This is a genomic window from Polaribacter sp. KT25b (genome assembly GCF_900105145.1).
In the GTDB taxonomy this organism is placed as follows: Bacteria; Bacteroidota; Bacteroidia; order Flavobacteriales; family Flavobacteriaceae; genus Polaribacter.
Genome location: NZ_LT629752.1, coordinates 1,717,932 through 1,736,542, shown reverse-complemented (window position 1 = coordinate 1,736,542; position 18,611 = coordinate 1,717,932). Strand labels below are relative to the sequence as shown.

Annotated in this window: 17 protein-coding genes; 4 read left to right on the top strand and 13 right to left on the bottom strand. The window is 29.5% G+C overall.

Going from position 1 to position 18,611, the window contains the following annotated elements; translation table 11 throughout:
- Nucleotides 1–274: 274 nt before the first annotated feature.
- Nucleotides 275–1,135, top strand: coding sequence for an outer membrane beta-barrel protein (locus BLT70_RS07440; RefSeq protein ID WP_091893125.1), 861 nt, complete (start codon nucleotides 275–277; stop codon nucleotides 1,133–1,135).
- Between the two features lie 171 nt (nucleotides 1,136–1,306).
- Here the strand turns inward: BLT70_RS07440 and BLT70_RS07435 are convergent, their stop codons facing one another.
- The 4 genes from BLT70_RS07435 to BLT70_RS07420 all read right to left on the bottom strand — a co-directional run bounded on the left by BLT70_RS07435 (nucleotide 1,307) and on the right by BLT70_RS07420 (nucleotide 6,358).
- On the bottom strand, nucleotides 1,307–2,191 hold the full coding sequence (locus tag BLT70_RS07435) for a carbohydrate kinase family protein (protein WP_091893123.1): 885 nt from the start codon (nucleotides 2,189–2,191) through the stop codon (nucleotides 1,307–1,309).
- Between the two features lie 6 nt (nucleotides 2,192–2,197).
- On the bottom strand, nucleotides 2,198–3,691 hold the full coding sequence (locus tag BLT70_RS07430) for a mannitol dehydrogenase family protein (protein ID WP_091893121.1): 1,494 nt from the start codon (nucleotides 3,689–3,691) through the stop codon (nucleotides 2,198–2,200).
- A gap of 6 nt (nucleotides 3,692–3,697) precedes the next feature.
- The gene (locus BLT70_RS07425) at nucleotides 3,698–5,413 is read right to left on the bottom strand and encodes a cytosine permease (protein ID WP_091893119.1); all 1,716 of its coding nucleotides are present in this window, start codon (nucleotides 5,411–5,413) and stop codon (nucleotides 3,698–3,700) included.
- 84 nt (nucleotides 5,414–5,497) lie between these two features.
- Entirely contained in the window at nucleotides 5,498–6,358 is an 861-nt protein-coding gene (locus BLT70_RS07420) for a hypothetical protein (protein ID WP_091893117.1), read from the bottom strand.
- 334 nt (nucleotides 6,359–6,692) lie between these two features.
- Between BLT70_RS07420 and BLT70_RS07415 the strand changes: the two genes are divergently transcribed.
- On the top strand, nucleotides 6,693–7,430 hold the full coding sequence (locus BLT70_RS07415; RefSeq protein WP_091893115.1) for an NUDIX domain-containing protein: 738 nt from the start codon (nucleotides 6,693–6,695) through the stop codon (nucleotides 7,428–7,430).
- A complete protein-coding gene (gene hxpB, locus BLT70_RS07410) occupies nucleotides 7,430–8,071 on the top strand; it encodes a hexitol phosphatase HxpB (protein WP_091893113.1) in 642 nt (213 codons plus the stop codon). The genes BLT70_RS07415 and hxpB overlap by 1 nt, the downstream gene beginning before the upstream one ends.
- A gap of 75 nt (nucleotides 8,072–8,146) precedes the next feature.
- On the opposite strand, the gene BLT70_RS07405 is transcribed toward hxpB, so the two are convergent.
- From BLT70_RS07405 to BLT70_RS07370, 8 genes are all read right to left on the bottom strand, one after another.
- Entirely contained in the window at nucleotides 8,147–8,722 is a 576-nt protein-coding gene (locus BLT70_RS07405) for a DUF6515 family protein (RefSeq protein ID WP_091893111.1), read from the bottom strand.
- Between the two features lie 112 nt (nucleotides 8,723–8,834).
- Complete coding sequence (locus tag BLT70_RS07400; protein ID WP_091893109.1) at nucleotides 8,835–9,134, bottom strand: hypothetical protein; 300 nt, start codon at nucleotides 9,132–9,134, stop codon at nucleotides 8,835–8,837.
- Nucleotides 9,135–9,532: 398 nt separating this feature from the next.
- Nucleotides 9,533–10,237, bottom strand: coding sequence for a thioredoxin family protein (locus tag BLT70_RS07395; RefSeq protein ID WP_091893107.1), 705 nt, complete (start codon nucleotides 10,235–10,237; stop codon nucleotides 9,533–9,535).
- Nucleotides 10,238–10,248: 11 nt separating this feature from the next.
- Nucleotides 10,249–10,755, bottom strand: a complete 507-nt coding sequence (locus BLT70_RS07390; RefSeq protein ID WP_091893105.1) for a thioredoxin-like domain-containing protein — start codon at nucleotides 10,753–10,755, stop codon at nucleotides 10,249–10,251.
- Nucleotides 10,756–11,120: 365 nt separating this feature from the next.
- Nucleotides 11,121–11,846: a LytTR family DNA-binding domain-containing protein gene (locus BLT70_RS07385; RefSeq protein WP_091897515.1), complete on the bottom strand. Its 726-nt coding sequence runs from the start codon at nucleotides 11,844–11,846 to the stop codon at nucleotides 11,121–11,123.
- A 12-nt stretch (nucleotides 11,847–11,858) separates the two neighbouring features.
- Entirely contained in the window at nucleotides 11,859–12,893 is a 1,035-nt protein-coding gene (locus BLT70_RS07380) for a sensor histidine kinase (protein ID WP_091893103.1), read from the bottom strand.
- 802 nt (nucleotides 12,894–13,695) lie between these two features.
- Nucleotides 13,696–14,001 carry a GIY-YIG nuclease family protein gene (locus BLT70_RS07375; protein ID WP_091893101.1) on the bottom strand — a complete coding sequence of 102 codons (306 nt, stop codon included), beginning with the start codon at nucleotides 13,999–14,001 and terminating at the stop codon, nucleotides 13,696–13,698.
- Between the two features lie 483 nt (nucleotides 14,002–14,484).
- Complete coding sequence (locus BLT70_RS07370; protein WP_091893099.1) at nucleotides 14,485–16,866, bottom strand: outer membrane beta-barrel family protein; 2,382 nt, start codon at nucleotides 16,864–16,866, stop codon at nucleotides 14,485–14,487.
- A 598-nt stretch (nucleotides 16,867–17,464) separates the two neighbouring features.
- Between BLT70_RS07370 and BLT70_RS07365 the strand changes: the two genes are divergently transcribed.
- The gene (locus BLT70_RS07365; RefSeq protein WP_091893097.1) at nucleotides 17,465–18,106 is read left to right on the top strand and encodes a DUF6266 family protein; all 642 of its coding nucleotides are present in this window, start codon (nucleotides 17,465–17,467) and stop codon (nucleotides 18,104–18,106) included.
- An 87-nt stretch (nucleotides 18,107–18,193) separates the two neighbouring features.
- Here BLT70_RS07365 and BLT70_RS07360 read toward each other — a convergent pair whose 3' ends face one another.
- The gene (locus BLT70_RS07360) at nucleotides 18,194–18,445 is read right to left on the bottom strand and encodes an AlpA family transcriptional regulator (protein ID WP_091893095.1); all 252 of its coding nucleotides are present in this window, start codon (nucleotides 18,443–18,445) and stop codon (nucleotides 18,194–18,196) included.
- Nucleotides 18,446–18,611 lie beyond the last annotated feature (166 nt).

Genomic DNA, 18,611 nt, shown 5'->3' with positions numbered 1-18,611 from the left:
AAAGCATCTAAAAACACTTTAGGTACTAAGTACTAAACAACTAACTAATACTTTCTGCGTTCTTAAAATAGCTGTATTTCTTTTAAAAAAAATACTACTTGTATTTATAACGAATTGAATGTTAATTTTCTAATAACATTTTGTGTTTTTTTTAACTTTTAACACTCATTTTTAGACTCAAAATGAGTACTTTTATTCTTTATTAGCAAGCATTATTTGTTAATATTGTAATAATCAATTTAAATAAAACTAATAATTTTAAAAACAATAAATTATGAAACGATTAATCGTATTAGTTACAGCAATTTGTATTAGCTCATTTACGTATGGACAATTCCAGGTTTCTGTTAGTACTGGATATTCTGTAGGAAGTGCAGGAATGAAATTAGGAGAAACAATGTCTACCACAGAAACAGAAAACACGTATGGTAGTTATGGTGAAGGTTTAAACTTTCAATTAAGAGGAACGTATTTTTTTAACAATAAGTTTGGTTTAGATTTAGGATTAGGGTATCTTAATGGATCAGATCAAACGGTATCAGAAGTAAGTGTTCCTGGTACTGAGGTAGATGCAATTGCTAGAGCACGTGCATTTGGTGCTTCTGCTTCTGTAGTGTATAAATTTAATAAAAATGTATATGGTCGTTTTGGTGCTTTGGTAAAAGTAGGCGGAAAAACAGAAGCTGTTGTTTATAATCAAGCAACGTTACCAGATGCTACTGCAACTGCATTAGGTTTACCTTCTGGCTCATACACAGAAACTAATTATGTAGAAGATTATCATGGTCATCTTCCTTTAGGTTTTGTTGCTGCATTGGGTTATACTTATGAGCTTAATGAAAACTTTAGCCTTTTTGTTGAAGGAGAATATTACGGAATTAGTTTAAAGCGTAAAGATTCTAAAATTCAAGAGTTTAATACAGATGTATTTTTACCAGACGGAACTGTTGCAATGAGTGGTCTTTACACTTTAGATAATTTACCTGCTGGTACTTATCAAGAAACTACGTATGTAGATACTTTATCAAATACCGAAACAGATGCTTCAAAAAAATTATCACAAAAAGTACCTTATTCTTCTTTCGGAATTAATTTTGGACTTATTTATAAGTTTAAAAATTCAAGCTCTAAATAGTACACTATTTAGATTTTAAAATTAAAGGTTATTTTATAATAATTCTTTTAGTAATTACAACTAAAGAGTTTTATAAAATAACCTTTTTGCTTTAAAAAAAATCAGTACGCCTACAAAAATAAATTTTGTAAACGCACTGAAAGGTTAAATTAAAAAGGGGGATTTTAAGTTTTATTCGAAAGTTATAAATTTCTCTATATCTTGCTTTGTTATTTCTGGGTTTGCACCTTCTCTACTGGTAACTATTGCACCCATAGCACAAGCAAAATCTATCGACTCTTGTGGCGAAACTCCTTTTAATAATCTATCTGTTAATGCAGCCAAAAAAGAATCTCCTGCACCTACTGTATCTGCAACATCTACTTTATAACCCGCATTTTCATAAAATGTATTTTGATAATATAAGATGGCTCCTTTACTACCTTTTGTAACGCATATTGATTTGGTATTGGTAATTGCAGCTATAAACTGTATCGTTTCTATTAAAGTACTTGTTTTTGCATCTAAAGATTTTGCTATTTCAAAAATCTCTTCATCATTAAACTTTATAAAATCTGCTTCATTCATTAAATAATGAAGTACATCAAGCGAATAATGTGGAGCTCTAAGATTTATATCAAAAATTTTATACTTTGCTAATTTTAAAAGTTCATACAATGTATTTCTAGAGGTGTGATCTCTTGCCACTAAACTTCCAAAAATAAAAGCATCTGATTCTTTAACTATTTTAGCCGCACTTTTAGTAAGCTGAATAGCATCCCAAGCTCTTGGGAAATTAATAGTATAAGTTGCAGAACCTTTATCATCTAAAAGAACAGCTACTTCTCCTGTATTTAATTTCTCATCAATTTGAACATTTTCTATTTGTACACCACGTTCTTTAATAAAATCTTTTATTTCGGTACCTGGTATATCATTTCCAACTTTAGTAATAATAGCAACATTATTATCTAAAGATTTTAATCTTAAAGCTACATTTAAAGGTGCGCCTCCAATTTTTTTGTGAGTCGGAAAAACATCCCACAGTACTTCACCAAAACAAACTATATTTTTCATATACTTTTATTTAAGAACACTATTATTCATAGCTATAACGCATTTCTCTATGCCATTTGTTACTATATTATTGTACGCTGATGTGTAAGCTTTTACAAATGCTTCATTATCTTTTAGGTTGCCAAAAATAGAAGCGATTTCTAAAAATGCTGCTGGATTTTCTTTTGCTGCTAATGCTTTTTCATTTAAAATAGTTTTCATAGCGTCTTTAATCAATAAAGGTTGCCCTTTTTCGTTACTACCTAAACTATAAATTGCCCAAGCAGCTATTACAAATGCAGCAAAATCTACAGAGCCATTATTTTCTAATTGTTTGTTTACGGTAGGTAAAATAAATATTGGGAATTTTGCAGAACTTTCAGAACAAATTCTATCTATTTGATCTTTAATATAAATATTTCCAAATCGCTCTAACAAAGAGTCTTTATATGCGTTTAAGTTTACACCTTCTAAACCTGCTAATGTTGGTGTTACTTCTATATTCATATAGTTTTTTAGAAATTTTTTAATTTCTGGATTATGAACAGATTCATCAATTGTAGCATACCCAATTAAATCACCTAAAATACCTAAAACTGAATGCCCAGCATTTAACAAGCTTAATTTCATTTTTTCAAACGGAACAACGTCTTCTACAAATTGAGCGCCTACTTTTTCCCAAGCAGGTCTTCCGGCAATAAAATCATCTTCGATAACCCACTGTTTAAAAGGTTCGCAAACTACTGGCCAAGCATCTTCTATTCCTGATGTTTCTAGTAAGTTTGTAATATCCGAAGGAGAGGTTGCTGGCGTAATTCTATCAACCATCGCATTCGGGAAAGATACATTTTTCGCAATCCAAGTTACCAATTCTGGTGCTGCTTTTTCTACATAGCTTAACAACATGTTTTTAGCCATATGGCCGTTTCCTTGAATATTATCGCAAGATTGTAACGTAAAACCTGCTAAACCTCTTTCTTTTCTTAGTTTTAAAGCCGCCGTTAAATATCCAAAAATTGTTTTTGGTGCTTCCGGATTTTCTAAATCATGGTGAATTAAAGGGTTTGTAAAATCAAAAGCTTTGGTAGCTTCGTTATAATTATAACCTCCTTCGGTAATAGTTAAAGTAATGATTTTAGTATCTACACTTGCCATTTTTTCAATTACTTTTAAAGGATTTTCTGGTGCATATAAATAATCGACTATAGAACCGATTACTCTTTTTGTTAACTTACCATCTAATTCTTTAATTATTAAAGTATATAAACCATCTTGTTCTTTAAGGGTGTTATATATTTTAGCATCAAAATCTAATAATGCAATTCCACAAATTCCCCATTCGGTAACCGATTCGTCATGTAGTAATTGATCTGTATAAAATGCTTCATGTGCTCTATGGAATCCACCAATTCCCACATGTATAATACCTGTTTTAATGTTACTTCTGTTATAAGTAGGACAGGAAACTTTTTTAGCGATTACTGCTAAATTTTGCTGATTTAATTTAATTGTATTTTCCATGATTTTTTATTTATTTAAAGAATTACCTCTTTTAAGTGCCCAGATTGATGTTGCAAAATAAATTACAGTACAAACAAATGCATACGTATAAAATATTTCTCTATTTTCTTTATATATGATTTCGGTTTCACTACCAAATAAAACGATACACGCTAAAACAAGTGTTATTACTAATACAATTAATGAAATCACTTTCAACACCTTTGTAAATACTGATGTATCTTTAATAAGAACTACTTCTTTTTCTGCTTTTTCTTCTTGAAATTTTTTAATGTTGTTATTTCTTTCACTTTCTGCCTTTTCTTCTTCTGGATATTTATCTTTTGCGCCATATTTACCTGCTAAAAAGGTATATACTAGTATTGTAAAAATCCAAGTAGGAATAAATAAGTAATAAAAAGACATTATATTTAAAATGTTTAACCCAAAACCAAATGCCAATCCTAACGCCCAAGAAGCAATTGCGGGTGTACTAAATGTTAACTTACGATAACGTGCAAAATAACGTGTGTAGCCAATTTTAGGAAAAATTTGATGTTCTGCAAAAACAATACTTCCTACAGGTACTACTAACAAACCTGCATAAGTTAATAACGGTAACATTTGAGAAAACACAAAAGGGAAACATGCAACTACCATGGTTATTAAACCAACAATGATTGTGGTCTTTTTTCTTGATGTTTTAGTAAAAATTGCTTGTGCTGCCAAACCTGCTCTATAAAGATTTGCAACAGCGGTTGTCCATCCTGCAACAATAACAATTACAAAACCAGACCAACCTAGCGCATAATATGCAACATCTCCCGGATCTAACTCTACAATAGATTTTCCTATAATAACTGCTGCTCCTGCTCCCATTATTCCTGCAGAAATCCACGCTATAAAATGACCAAACATCATACCTGTACTAGTTGTTAATCCGTAAGATTTCTTTTTGGCAAAACGGAATAAAGCCATATCTATAAGACCAAAATGTGTAATTGAATTTGCAGCCCAAGCAAAACCAATTACTTCTAACAAGCCAATACCTGGTTCTCCATCACTGTTAACTCCTGTCCAAATTGATTGATCTCCTAAATTAATAAATTCTCCCCAACTACTTGGTAAAGTTTCGCCTAAAACATCCAAAGAAAGTGCTGGTAAGAGTATAAATGCACCACTAATAAACATTACAAATAACCAAGGCGCACAAATTGCAGAGAACTTAGAAACCGCAGTAAAACCATAAATTGCAATTGAAACCACCACAGCACCTACGCACAAAACAATCATTACAAACCATAAATTTGTGGGATACCAATCTAGTTGCGCCGGAATATTAAATGCAAAACGTACTGCTGTTGACGATACAGTAATCATTGCCGCAGAAATTACGGTAAAAATAATAACGTTTGCCCAATTATAGAGCTTTGTCATAGAGTCTCCTGCAATTTTATTAAGATAGGTATATAAACTTAATCGAGTATCTACAGCAATAGGAGACGTAATAAAAGTCCAACTTAAAACAGCTAAAACATTACCAATCAATAAACCTAAAATAATATCTTTAGTGGTGGCACCTAAGGCAACAAAAGTTGCACCAATTACAAATTCTGTGGCGGCAACATGTTCTGCAGCATATAAACCTGCAAAATGCCCCCAATTATGTAACTTGTTTTTAGCAATTGGTAATTGATCTTCTTCTAAACTCTCAAATTGCTTAAATTGATTGGATGTTTCCATAATACGTTCTTTATTAGTTTTTATTAGTTTTTGGTTACAATGCTCTGCATGGTAAATTGGATATTTATATTGATTATTATTGATTTAAAACAGTGTAATATCTAGTTGTAGAACCGTAATTTCTTTTTCTGGATTCCACATTGCGGTTACTTCTACGGGCAATTTAAAGTTAGCTATTTTTATATTTTTATTTAAAGCAGCACCTACATTAATAACATTACCGGCACTTTCTGTATAAAAAGTTTTATCTGTAATAAAAGACCATGCACCACCAACAAATAAAGATAATTTAGCATTCTCTTTTTCCCATACCTTTCTTTTAACTTCTAAGTAATTTGTATAAGAGTCTTTTAGTGAACCATCGGTTTGTACTTCATAATCACCAGAACCACCGCCAATAATAGTTGCTAAATATACAGATGTGTTTTTGTCTAATTTATATCCGAAGCCAATATCAACAAAATTATACCCCTGTGTTTTATCATAACTCCAATAATGCAATTGATCTCCTCTTTCCTCTACACCTGTGTAGTTATTGTGGGAAACTGCTTCCATAAAGAAGTTATCAGAAAAGCGATAAGATGTATATATAGAAAACTCTTTATAATTTGCGTTTACATATTTCTTAGTGGTTTCATTCCAAACATCATTGCCTGCAAAACTAGCACCACCCCAAACACCAAATGTAAATTTAGTGTTTTTAGAATTGTATTCTAAACTAGTAGCAAATAAGGCACCAGAGTGTACCATAAATCCATGCCATAAATGCATGTTTTTTAAATGTCCGCTTATATTAAATGCTTGATATTCTTTTGCTGTATCTTGTTGTTGTGCTTGTAAATTTTGAAAACTAGCAACCAATATTGCTATCAACAAAATGCTGTTTATATTTTTTTTAAAAGTAACTAATGCGTTTTGTTTACTATTTTGATGTACTCGTTTCATTATTTCTTTTTTTTTTAAATAAGTAACGAATTGCAACTTACAATTCCAACATAAAACGTCATAATGACGTTTACTATGCAAATGTATATAAAAAAATAATACAAACTCAAAAATAATAGAAAAAAATATCTTAAATTATCATTATAATATCCTAAATTGATAAAAATACTTATATATACAGTGTTTGTATTCTTTTAAAACTTATAATAATAAAATAGTTTTTAGCATTTATAAAGTTAAAAAAATCAAATATTTTAATAATTAATGTATATTTGACGTTTATTATGCTTTTATTTAAAAAATAATAATGTAATTTCACATTCTAAATTAAACTATGAATACTAAAAAAATTCCAAATTTATCGGTTGATTGTGTTGTTTTTGGTTATGATACTGATACTAAATCTTTAAATGTATTGTTGTTAAATCGTTATTTAGAATCGAAATCTAGTAATGCAATACTTGTTAATGATTTTGTTTTAACTGGCTATCATGTATATGAAAATGAAACTTTAGACGAATCTGCTTCTAGAGTTTTAAAAGAATTAACAGGCTTAACAAATCTCTATAAAAAACAATTTAAGGCTTTTGGTGATCCTAATAGATTGATGGATGAAAAAGATTCACTTTGGATTGAGAATCAAGAATTTAATCAAAGAACAGTTACCATAGCTTATTACTTTTTACTAAAAACAGATGCTGTTGCTATAGAAAACAACAAACATAAAGCACAATGGTTTGCTATTAATGAGCTGCCTAAATTAGGTTTTGACCATGAACAAATTATTTTAGAAGCGTATGAAGACCTTAAAATTAAATGCTTACAAGATCCTATTATTTTTGAGTTGTTGCCAGATAAATTTACCATTAATGAGGTACAAGATGTGTATCAATCAATATTAGATATCGAAATTGATAATCGTAATTTTAGACGTAAATTAATCAATAAAAAATACATAGTTCCTTTGGATGAAAAACAAGTGGGAGTTTCTAAAAAACCAGCCCAATTATATATGTTTAGCAAAGATATTTATGATAAAATGTTTCAGAAAAATTACTTAATTAGTATCTAATGGCTTCAAACACTTTTATTTTTGATATGGACGGAGTTATTATTGACTCAGAACCTTTTTGGAGACAAGCACAAATTGATATTTTATCTAACTATAATATTACAATTACCATAGATGATTGTATAAAATATACAATGGGTAAACGAATTGATGATGTAGCGTTAACTTGGTGTCAATTATATTCATTAAAAATATCTCCTAAATTATTAGCACAAGAAATTATTTCTGCTGTTGCAAATTTAATTAGCCAAAAAGGAAATGCTAAAATTGGTTTATATGAACTTTTAGACTTTTTAAAAGAAAACAATTTTAACATTGCACTAGCCACCTCCTCTAGCTTAGCAATTATAGAGGCTGTTTTTAAAAGATTATCAATAGCACATTATTTTGATGTAGTTTGCAGTGCAGACGAAGAAGTTTATGGTAAACCTCATCCTGCTGTATATTTGCGGGTGGTTAAAAAATTAGGTGTAAAAACTAGAGATTGTTTTATTTTAGAAGATAGTGTTACTGGTTTAATAGCTGCTAAAGCTGCTGCTATAAAAACGTTTGTAATTCCAGAAGATACAACAGACCCTCGATTTAGTTTGGCAGACCATATTTTTAATTCAATGTTTGATGTAATTGATTATCTAAAATAAATTAGGTTACTATTAAAACAAGAAAAGAGTCTAATAAAATGATTAGACCCTTTTCTACAATTAACAAAATAAAAACTATTTCATTTCTACAATCCCAATTACCTCATAAGCTCTAGTGCCATCAACTTGTATTTTTTCGTAGATTATGTTTGCATATTCATAATACGTTTGATTGTCTATTACTACTTTTTCATAATCTTCTGGTAGTTCATATACAATAGTACCAATTTCTGGATCTACTACTTCATATTCGTTATTTATTTGTATGTAAAAAACACCATTTGCTGTATAATAATTACGATTATTAAAACGTATTTTTCGATAATTTGTAGGTAATACTTTTATTCTAAATCCTATTTTAGGTGCAATTACAATATATCTACCTCTAGATTGTGTGTAAAATCTATTATTAGCATAATAGTAATTTTGACCATTATTACGAACTACAGTTCTGTTTGGCAAATTTCTTACCGCTACTACTTTTCGTTGCTTTTTTTTGTAGGTTACTCTTGTACTTGGTATTCTTCTACTCACTGTTTTTTTTACCACTACTTTATTGTTAGTTGAGCGTCTTGATTGTGCGGTTGTCTGAGCTGTAAATGAAACTAAAAGTAATGCTGCTATTCCGTATGTTTTTAAAAATAATTTCATAATTTATTCTTTTTAAATGTTCTATTCTTAGACCTATTTATGCTTAGAAAGTTTAAAAAAACACTGTTAAAAATGTCCTAAATAAAAGTAATTCATTAGTAATTACTACCTGTTATTTTACTAATTTAACTAGCCCATGTAATTCTTTAATATTTAAGCTTTCACTTTTATCAGCATCTAATATGCTAAAGTTTTCTTCTACCAAACCAATAGCTTCTGTTGTACTAATAGAACTATCTCTATTAATATCTAATAGATTAAAAATACTAGTAACTTCTTGTAGTGTAGAATCAGAATTTAGCGATTTAAGTAAAGATGTAGCTTCATTTAAACTTGTTGGCTCAAAAATGCTTAAACTATTACAACTAAACAGACTTGTTGTTAGCACTAATAATACTATTACTTTCTTCATAAATATGTATTTAACTTTTTAATATATATCAAAAATAACACTCGTTAATAACCTATAAAAAAGTAATAGACAAATTGAGTTTATTTACCTCTTAACAAGGACTATTTATAGAGGAAGTTAAAAGTAATATTGTAAATAAACTACTTATTATTGTAGTGTAATTATTAACCTGAATTATAAGATTAAATTAATTACTAGATGTATCGTTTTATATATCTTATTTTAGTTTCTTTTTAGCTAATTTAAAAACCTTATTATGCGGGTTAGTTTTGCTTTTACTTAGTACATAAAAAAGTGCGTATTTGATTGCGAGAATTTTCCGAAGAAAAAACAATCACAAGCAAATACGCACTAGAATTATAATTTGTAGTTTATAATATATTAAATTATCTAAATTGCTAGATAGCTTTTACAGGACAACCAATAGCCTTTGTAAAATTTACTGCTGGTTTTTTACCTTTTATTAAAGCATCAATAGCATTTTCTAAATATTTTACTTTAACAGCTTCTGCAGATCTTGCATTATCATCTATAGTACCAATATATTGTACTTTTCTTTCGCTATCTAGTAAAAATACATGTGGTGTTCTAACAGCACCGTATTTAGGAAACACTTCATGCTTTTCATCTGCTAAATACACAAAAGGAAACTTTTTTTCTTTTGCTCTTTTTTGCATAGATTCAAAGTTTTCTTTTTTATTGTCTTCGCTTACATTAGGATTAATAGCAACTACAGCATATCCTTTAGGAGCATATTTATTATGAAGTTCAATTAATCTGTCTTCATACATTTTAGCAAACGGACATTCATTACAAGTAAAAACAACAATATATCCTTTGGCTTTTTTTATATCTGATAAAGAAAACATCTTTTTATCTACATTTTTTAATTTAAAATCTGTAGCCACTTCTCCTATTTGATATCCGCCAATTTCTGCTAATGTCTTAGTTTGTTCTGGGCTATGTCCGCCTCCTGGAGGTCCTTTTCTATCTCCGTTTGGTGGTGGTCCTTTACGTTCGTGATCTTGTGCATTTACAGTATTTGTAATAAATAAACTGCTTATTAAGATAATAGTGGCAAAAATTAGATTGGGTTTTTTCATGTTTGTTGGTTTTAATTTATTTTTTTAATTTCATTTTCAAGGTCTTCCATACTCTCAAACATTCGCTCATGATAAGTACGTTTTTTATTATTAAATATAATTGTAAATGGTATAGAGCCAGACCATTTTGGGTTTACCTTGTCTATCCAACTATTTGCATCTGGGTCGTCTAAAAGAACTACTTTAGATGTAATTCCTTTTTTCTTTAAAAATGGTTTTAATTTTGTTTCTATATCTTCTGGAAAATCAAGACTTACTAATGTAATTTTTACATTGGGATGCTTTTTTTGATATGCTTCTAAAATAGGTAATTCTTTTACGCAAGGTGCACACCACATAGCCCAAAAGTTTACTATTTGTATTTCTTTAGATTCTGTGTATAATAACGGTTCTAAAGTCTTAAAGTTTAAAACCAGAATGTCTTTATTCTTTTCTGTTTCTTGTTCTACTACTAAATTGCTTTTGGTTGTAAATCCTAAAAAGAGTACACAGATTGTTATTAGAATGCTCTTATACATTTTTATTATAGTTTTGTTTTGTAAAATTTAAAAGTATTAGTAATCTACTTCTAAAAAAAATAAAATAGACAATAACACCTTTTATATCTATGAAACTGTTTTTTTTCTAGAAGACATTTAATCAGTGGCTGCAAAACGGTATAACTTGCTAATTAGATTGGTGTTTTTTTCGCTGATTTTTTTTATGTGTTAATAAGTTTGGTTTTTCTGCGGACGAATATTTTTGTTGATCATGGGTTTTACTGCTGATTTCGCTGATATACACTGATTTTTGATGCCTAAATAAATGTAGTTTTCTGAGAATAACTGAAGGAAATTATGTCTGTGAATATCTGAGGGAATAGATGCAACAGCAACTTTATTCTTTAAGAATTTAAAGAATTATTATTAACAAACGCTAAAAATTTTGGTTTGTATTGATCAGAAACTGTAATTCGTTGTTTATTGATAATTATCTGACTACGCTCTATAACTTCCACATTTTTTAGAGATACAATAAAAGAACGATGTACACGCATAAACTGAGTTTCTGGTAGTTCTTCTTCTAAAGTCTTTAAGCTCATCAGCGTTAAAATTGCTTTCGGATTGTCTTTTATCCAAATTTTAATATAATCTTTTAAGCTTTCAAAATACAAAACATCTGCTAATTTAATACGCAATTGCTTGTATTCAGATTTTACAAAAAGAAATTCTTTTTCTTCAGAAATAATAGGTTGCTTTTTCCTCTTTACTAACTCAAACCAAGTACTTGCTTTATTTGCTGCTACTAAAAACTCTGAATAATCAAACGGTTTTAGTAAATAATCTAAAGCTTCAACTTTAAAACCTTCTAAAGCATATTGATCAAAAGCAGTAGTAAAAATTACACGAGTTTCTTTAGGCAACATTTTAGAAAACTCAATACCCGTTAAATCTGGCATTTGAATATCTAAGAACAATAAATCTACAGAAGTAGTTTTAATAAACTCTAAAGCTTCAATAGCACTACTACATTTTTTTTTAAGCTCTAAAAAGGGCGTTTTTTCTACATAGCTTTCTACTAAATTAAGTGCCATAGGTTCATCATCTACAATAACACAGGTAATTTTCATATTACTCATAATCTAGTTGGTTTTAATTTCTAAAATTGCTGTAAATCGATTGTCTTTTACAAAGGTATTAAAACTGTTTTTGTTAGGATATAGTAATTCTAAACGTTTTTTAATATTCGGAATCCCAATTCCAGATCCACTTTTATCATCTGTCTTTTTCGGAAAATTATTATTTTCTATGGTAAATAAAACTGTTTTATCTTTACAAGTAATAACAATATCTATAGTACTTTCTTTACTAGCAGAAACCCCATGTTTAAAAGCATTTTCTATTAAAGATATAAATAATAAAGGTGCTATTTTAATTCCAGATTCTTCGGTTGGAAAATTATAGTTTATAACAGTTTTATCAGACACACGCAATTTCATTAAATCGATATATTTTTTCATAAAATCGATTTCTTTGGTTAAAGATATTAATTCTACATTGGTTTCATATAACATATAACGCATTAATTTACTTAAACTATGCACCGATTTTTTTGCTTGTTCTGGTGATAGATCTACCAAAGCATAAATATTATTTAACGAATTAAAAAAGAAATGTGGTTGCAATTGATAACGCAAATGCTCTAATTCTGATTTTAGTTTAAAATTAGCAGCTTCTTTACGCTCTGCTTCTGTTTTTACTAATTTTTTGGTACTTTTTATAGCTATAGAAAATAACAAAGGAGCCATATAAGAAATCATTTGAAAATAAATAAACATTTTAAGTGGAGGCCCTTCTCCTTCAACTTTAGGTGTTTTTTTAAATAATTCTTCGAAATAAAAATTTTCAATTAGTTCTTTTGTAGTAATAAAAAAAGCAATAACAATTATATTAATTATAATAAAAGGAATTATTTTTTTTAAAAATAAAAACCGATCTATTAAAATAAAATAATTAAGATAAAATACTATTGCGTAAAATACCAAAGGAACCCAAAAGTGAGCTATAATTCTATTAACATCTTGTTCTTGACCATAAGATAAAATATAGGGTATACTAAACAACACAAGCCACACGAGTAGATGAGAAAAGATGTTAATTTTTATATTTTTATGCATATTGTTGTAATATCATTTTATACCTAATATGTTTTTAAATGTCGTATTTATACATTGATTCATTTTTTCTTTATCAAGGCAAATTTATCAAGAATAACCTTAGCTATGTTTTCAAAATTTAACTTAAAGAAAGCATAAAACAAACGATTTATATACTGCATTTAATGCTTTTTAGGTATTATTAAACTTATAAATCAAAACAAAGGTAAAACGAATTCCTTTCTTTTTTATAAAGGAATAGATGTTTTAAGGAATTTATCTGATAAATAAGGTGGTTTTATAGACCGTTTTTTAACAGGGTATTCGAGCGGTGTCGAGAACTTATGAGACTTCTTTAAATTGTTTATTGGTTATGCTTCTCGAATACGCCCGAAGACCAGTTTTGATACTTTTCTTGGGTACTGTTTTTTAACAGGGTGTTCGAGCGGAGTCGAGAACTTACGAAACTTCTTTAAATTGTTTATTGGTTATGCTTCTCGAATACGCCCGAAGACCAGTTTTGATACTTTTCTTGAATACTGTTTTTTAACAAGGTGTTCGAGCGATGTCGAGAACTTATGAAACTTCTTTAAATTGTTTATTGGTTATGCTTCTCGAATACGCTCGAAGACCAGTTTTGATACTTTTCTTGAGTACTGTTTTTTAACAAGGTGTTCGAGCGAAGTCGAGAACTTATGAAACTTCTTTAAATTGTTTATTGGGTATGCTTCTCGAATACGCTCGAAGAACAGTTTTGATACTTTTCTTGAGTACTGTTTTTTAACAAGGTGTTCGAGCGGAGTCGAGAACTTATGAAACTTCTTTATTCTTTATTTTTAAAGTGTGTATCATTCTTGCATTCTGAAAGTATAGGTAAGAGTTTCCAATTGTTTTTAATAAGAGCTTTCTTTTTAGCATGCGACCATTTTTGAATTTTCTTTTCATAATAGAAAGCATCTGCTATATTTAAAAATAATTCTTGAAAAACTACTGTTACTGGTAATCTGGTTTTAGTGTAATTAGCTCCCTTTTTTGATTGGTGAGCTGCTAATCTTTTTTCTAAATTTCTTGTACTCCCAGTGTAATATGTTCCATCGGAGCATTGTAATATGTATACGTATCCAGCCATTTTTTTCTGTAAGATAAGAAAATTTATTAATTTTAGACTTCTCGACTCCGCTCGAAGACCATTTTTTAACAGGGTGTTCGAGCGGAGTCGAGAACTTATTTGGTTTTTTGAATCTAGAATATCTATTGAATTTGCTTCTCGACTCTGCTAGAAGACCGTTTGTTAACAGGGTGTTTGAGTGAAATCGAGAACTTATTTGGTTCTTTGTATCTAAACATGTATTGACTTAACTTCTCGACTCCGCTCGAAGACCGTTTGTTAACAGGGTGTTTGAGCGATATCGAGAACTTATTTAGTTTCTTTGTATCTAGAATATCTATTGAATTTGCTTCTCGACTTCGCTAGAAGACCGTTTGTTAACAAGGTGTTCGAGCGGAGTCGAGAACTTATTTGGTTTTTTGTATCTAAACATATATTGAATTTGCTTCTCGACTCCGCTCGAAGACCGATAATAAGTACTAAAAATAATACTAAAGAATCAATTTATCTTCTTCTACCACCAGAGTATGTCATGGCTTCTCCTTTACCAAAGCCGTAGCTAATACCTAAAGTTACAAAACGACCACGTTGTGTAAAACTGTAAGTTTCAAAAGTAGTTTGAGACACAAATTGTTCAAAATTTCTAGACTCGAACAAATCTCTAACTCCTAGATTTACAATAGCTTTTCCTTTAAATATTTTTTTACGTACACCCACATCTAAAAAAACAAACCCGGTAATACTACCTTGTACCGTTTTATAACCCGATTGGTAATTACCAGTTAATTCTAAATCAATATCTGCTGGCAATCCTATTTTAGAGCCTAATTTAGAAGACCATTGACTACCAGAAAAATCAAAAATTTGTGTTTCATAACTACCTTTTCTATCAAAATAATTAAAGTTAACATTACCTGTTATTGTTAACCAATTATTAGGTCTGTATTTACCGTTTGTTTCAAACCCAAAAGCCGAATCTGTTCCAATATTTTCTGGAGTAGATATGGTTACATTATCTACATATGTAGAAACTTGTTGCACCATATCTGTTGTATATTGATGATAAAAACTAGAACTTAAAGAAGCTTTTCCTATTTTATAGATACTAGTTAACTCGTAAGAATCTGTAAATTCTGGTTGTAGATTTGGGTTACCAACACGAATATTAAAGTTATTTCTAATATTAAAAAACGGATTTAAATCTCTTAACCCGGGTCTATAAATACGTTTAGAATATCCTGCTTGCAGCGAAAAATCTTCTGCTACTTTGTAGGATGAATGTAATGTTGGAAAAATATTAGTAAAATTTTGCTCGTTAGCTTCATTGGTATTTGTTAAAAGGGTTGTTAAGTTGGTATGTTCTACTCTTAGACCTGCTTTTATACCCCATTTTTCTTTTTCGTAAGCCCCCGTTACATAGACACCTAATACTTTTTGATTGTATTCAAAATCGTTGGTTAAATCTTCGTCTACAACAAAAACACCATTGCTTACATCTCTTACCTCATAATCGTTACCAACATCATTAATAACATATTGTGCACCAGTTTCTAAAGTATAAATATTAGAAATAGGATTTGTATAATCTATCTTAAATGTATAGTTTGCTTGCTTAAAATTAGTTTCAGTTTCTTGTTCGCTATTACTATCGGTACCAGAAATAGTAGTATTTGTAAATTCTGATGACTGGTCTTTACCAAAAAAACGCCCTAAAGCACTAAACAATAACGTATGCTCTTCGTTGTTTTTAAATTCTTTTTTATAATTTAATTCGTATGTATATTTAGGGTTGGTAGCATCGGTAATTTCATTACGTACCCAACTAGAAATTAAACTATTAGTAGCATCAAAATAACTAAAATTAGTTTCTGATGGTTGCTCTTCCACTTCATAGGCAAAATTACCAGATAAAGTAATTACATTTAAATCATTTATATAATAATCTGTACCTAAAGTAAGATTGTAAAAGGTTTCGTCTCTAGATTCTGTTCCGTTGCTAAAAATAACTTCATTATTTACCAAATCTGTATTTATAGCTTCCGATTTTTTTGGTATAGATCTATACCCTGCTCCTAATTGTGCAAATAAATTAAAACTTTCTGTTCTTCGGTTTAAACTTAAGCCAATACTATGATTATCTGGAGTTCCGGTATTTAAAGATACAGCCCCGTTCCAACCTTTTTTTTCTTCTTTTTTTAGAATAATGTTTAAAATTCCTGCTGTTCCGGATGCTTCATATTTAGCAGAAGGATTTGTAATTACTTCTATACTTTCTATCATATCTGCAGTAATTGTACCCAGTGCATTGCTAGATTCGTCTGCTAAAACAGATGGTTTACCATTAATTAATATTTGTACACCAGTACTACCTCTTAAACTAATTTCACCTTCTATATTTACATTTACAGAAGGTACGTTATTTAGCACTTCTAAAGCACTTGCGCCTGTGCTACTAATATCTGCACCTACATTAAAAACACGTTTATCTAATTTAAAAACGGTCTTAGAAACTTCGCCTGTTACTACTACTTCGTCTAGTGCTTGCTTATCTGTAGTTAAAATTATATTGCCTAAATCTGCCTTTTTATTGATAAAATTAAAAGTGGTTATTGTTTTTGTTTTAAACCCCATAAAACTTATTTCTAAATAAAAATTGTTATGAGTAGTAGTAATGCTAAAAGCTCCTTTATCGTTAGATGTTGTGCCAACTATAATTTTTTTTGATGTTTTATCATGTAGAACTACTGTTGCATACGGTATGGCTAAAGATGTAGCGTCTTCTATTAGTACTCCAATAATTTTAGTACTATTATTCTGTGCTTTTAGATAACTACCTGCATATAAAACAAGTAACATGCATAATGCCTTTTTTATAAATGAATTCATTTTCTAACTTTTTTTTTGGGGTTGATATATTTTTTTTATAAAAAAAGTATGAATATACTACTATTTTATAAAAGATAGGTATCACAAAACAAGAACTTTAGAAGCGCATAATAGTATTTTATAAATATTTTATTTATGCATTACAAATATAAAGCTATTTACTTTCTTGTATTTACAATATCGACTGTTTAAGCTTTTAAATATACTAATAAGATGATTTTATCGATGTTTTTTTTTGGGATACTGATAAAAGTAAAGAAATTTCATTGTAACTCTTAATTGTGTCTGCTTCGAGTTTTCTTCTGTAAAGTATCTATTTTTTAAAAAAACACCCCTAGCCTACCCGAAGAAACCCCGAACAAGACTCGAACAAAACCCCCATAAATCTCGGTTTTAGTGTCAATCTGTGTCAGACTGTGTCAAACTGTGTCAAAATGAATCAAAATAGATCAAAATGTATCAAAATGTATCAAAATGTATCAAAAATAGTCAATTTGTACTATTTTGTACCAATTTGTGTCAGTACGTGTCAAGGGTTTGTTTGTAAGCTTTTTAACTATTAGTTTCGTGGTATATTAATTTTAAAAATCATAAAATAATGGCAACATTCGAAAAAGGTATTCTTGGCGGATTTTCTGGCAAAGTAGGAAACGTAGTAGGCTCTAAATGGAGAGGTAAAAATGTAATGCGTAGTTTACCACAGCGTGGTAAATATACACCTACAGAAAAACAAGAGCAACAGCGCGCAAAATTTAAAACTGTTATAGGCTTTTTAAGTCCGATTACAGAGGTATTAAATTTGTATTTTGGCAATACGATAGGCGATAAATCTCGCTTTAATATTGCTACTTCTTATCATCTTAAAAACGCAGTAAAAAGCACACCGCTGGGCATGGTTATGGACTATGAAAAAGTTTTAATTAGCAAGGGCGATTTAAGAGGTATTGATGGTGGTACTATAGCAACTGGTGCGGGGCAAACTCTAACTTTTGGTTGGCAAGATAATAGCGGACAAGGTAAAGCTACCGCTACCGATGCATTTATGATTGTTATATATGTACCCGATTTACATATGTACTATACCAATTTATCTGTTGCTACTAGAGAAGCTACCACAGCAACAGTAACTTTACCCAACTATATGGCAAGTTTTGAGGTAGAAGTTTGGGCTTCTTTTAACAAGCCAGGCACCAATTTTGCAGCAACAAGTACTTATTTGGGACCTGTTACAATATTATAATGTAAAATGTTGTAAAAATGCAATAGTTTAACACGCTTTTTTAAATGTGCTTGTTTTGGGTGGCAATTTGTTTAAAAAAAGTGATGCTTACTTATCTGTAGGCTTTTGCTGTATTATACTTTGAACTGCTCTTTTAGAAAATGTTGTATTTAATAGTAAAAGTGGATAAATTGGTCTGGAGCCTATTTTAGAAACAGGAATCAATAGTTTTTTTCTTAATCTATATAATGTACTTCTACTAACTTTAAAATGCTCTGTGGCTTCTTGAGTTGTAAGAAACTTTTCATTTTCCATCATTCTGGCATCATAGATTACATAATCGTTTTCATCTTTTTTCATAATATTTAATTTTAGTTATTATATCTCTAAAATAGAGCTTATTGTCTCCTAATATAGTCATTTTATTTTTAACCCTATTTTTAAAAGCCTCCTATCTTGTTGTTTTTAAGATTATTGCTTTATATGCTATTATTATTTTTGTACACTAGCTACACGGTTTTATATA

Coding starts and splice junctions, on each gene's coding strand:
- BLT70_RS07390 (WP_091893105.1), bottom strand. CDS start 10,755: ATGTATAAGAGCATTCTAATAACAATCTGTGTACTCTTTTTAGGATTT.
- BLT70_RS07395 (WP_091893107.1), bottom strand. CDS start 10,237: ATGAAAAAACCCAATCTAATTTTTGCCACTATTATCTTAATAAGCAGT.
- BLT70_RS07370 (WP_091893099.1), bottom strand. CDS start 16,866: ATGAATTCATTTATAAAAAAGGCATTATGCATGTTACTTGTTTTATAT.
- BLT70_RS07415 (WP_091893115.1), top strand. CDS start 6,693: ATGAATACTAAAAAAATTCCAAATTTATCGGTTGATTGTGTTGTTTTT.
- BLT70_RS07360 (WP_091893095.1), bottom strand. CDS start 18,445: ATGAAAAAAGATGAAAACGATTATGTAATCTATGATGCCAGAATGATG.
- BLT70_RS07380 (WP_091893103.1), bottom strand. CDS start 12,893: ATGCATAAAAATATAAAAATTAACATCTTTTCTCATCTACTCGTGTGG.
- hxpB (WP_091893113.1), top strand. CDS start 7,430: ATGGCTTCAAACACTTTTATTTTTGATATGGACGGAGTTATTATTGAC.
- BLT70_RS07365 (WP_091893097.1), top strand. CDS start 17,465: ATGGCAACATTCGAAAAAGGTATTCTTGGCGGATTTTCTGGCAAAGTA.
- BLT70_RS07385 (WP_091897515.1), bottom strand. CDS start 11,846: ATGAAAATTACCTGTGTTATTGTAGATGATGAACCTATGGCACTTAAT.
- BLT70_RS07440 (WP_091893125.1), top strand. CDS start 275: ATGAAACGATTAATCGTATTAGTTACAGCAATTTGTATTAGCTCATTT.
- BLT70_RS07400 (WP_091893109.1), bottom strand. CDS start 9,134: ATGAAGAAAGTAATAGTATTATTAGTGCTAACAACAAGTCTGTTTAGT.
- BLT70_RS07375 (WP_091893101.1), bottom strand. CDS start 14,001: ATGGCTGGATACGTATACATATTACAATGCTCCGATGGAACATATTAC.
- BLT70_RS07420 (WP_091893117.1), bottom strand. CDS start 6,358: ATGAAACGAGTACATCAAAATAGTAAACAAAACGCATTAGTTACTTTT.
- BLT70_RS07430 (WP_091893121.1), bottom strand. CDS start 3,691: ATGGAAAATACAATTAAATTAAATCAGCAAAATTTAGCAGTAATCGCT.
- BLT70_RS07425 (WP_091893119.1), bottom strand. CDS start 5,413: ATGGAAACATCCAATCAATTTAAGCAATTTGAGAGTTTAGAAGAAGAT.
- BLT70_RS07405 (WP_091893111.1), bottom strand. CDS start 8,722: ATGAAATTATTTTTAAAAACATACGGAATAGCAGCATTACTTTTAGTT.
- BLT70_RS07435 (WP_091893123.1), bottom strand. CDS start 2,191: ATGAAAAATATAGTTTGTTTTGGTGAAGTACTGTGGGATGTTTTTCCG.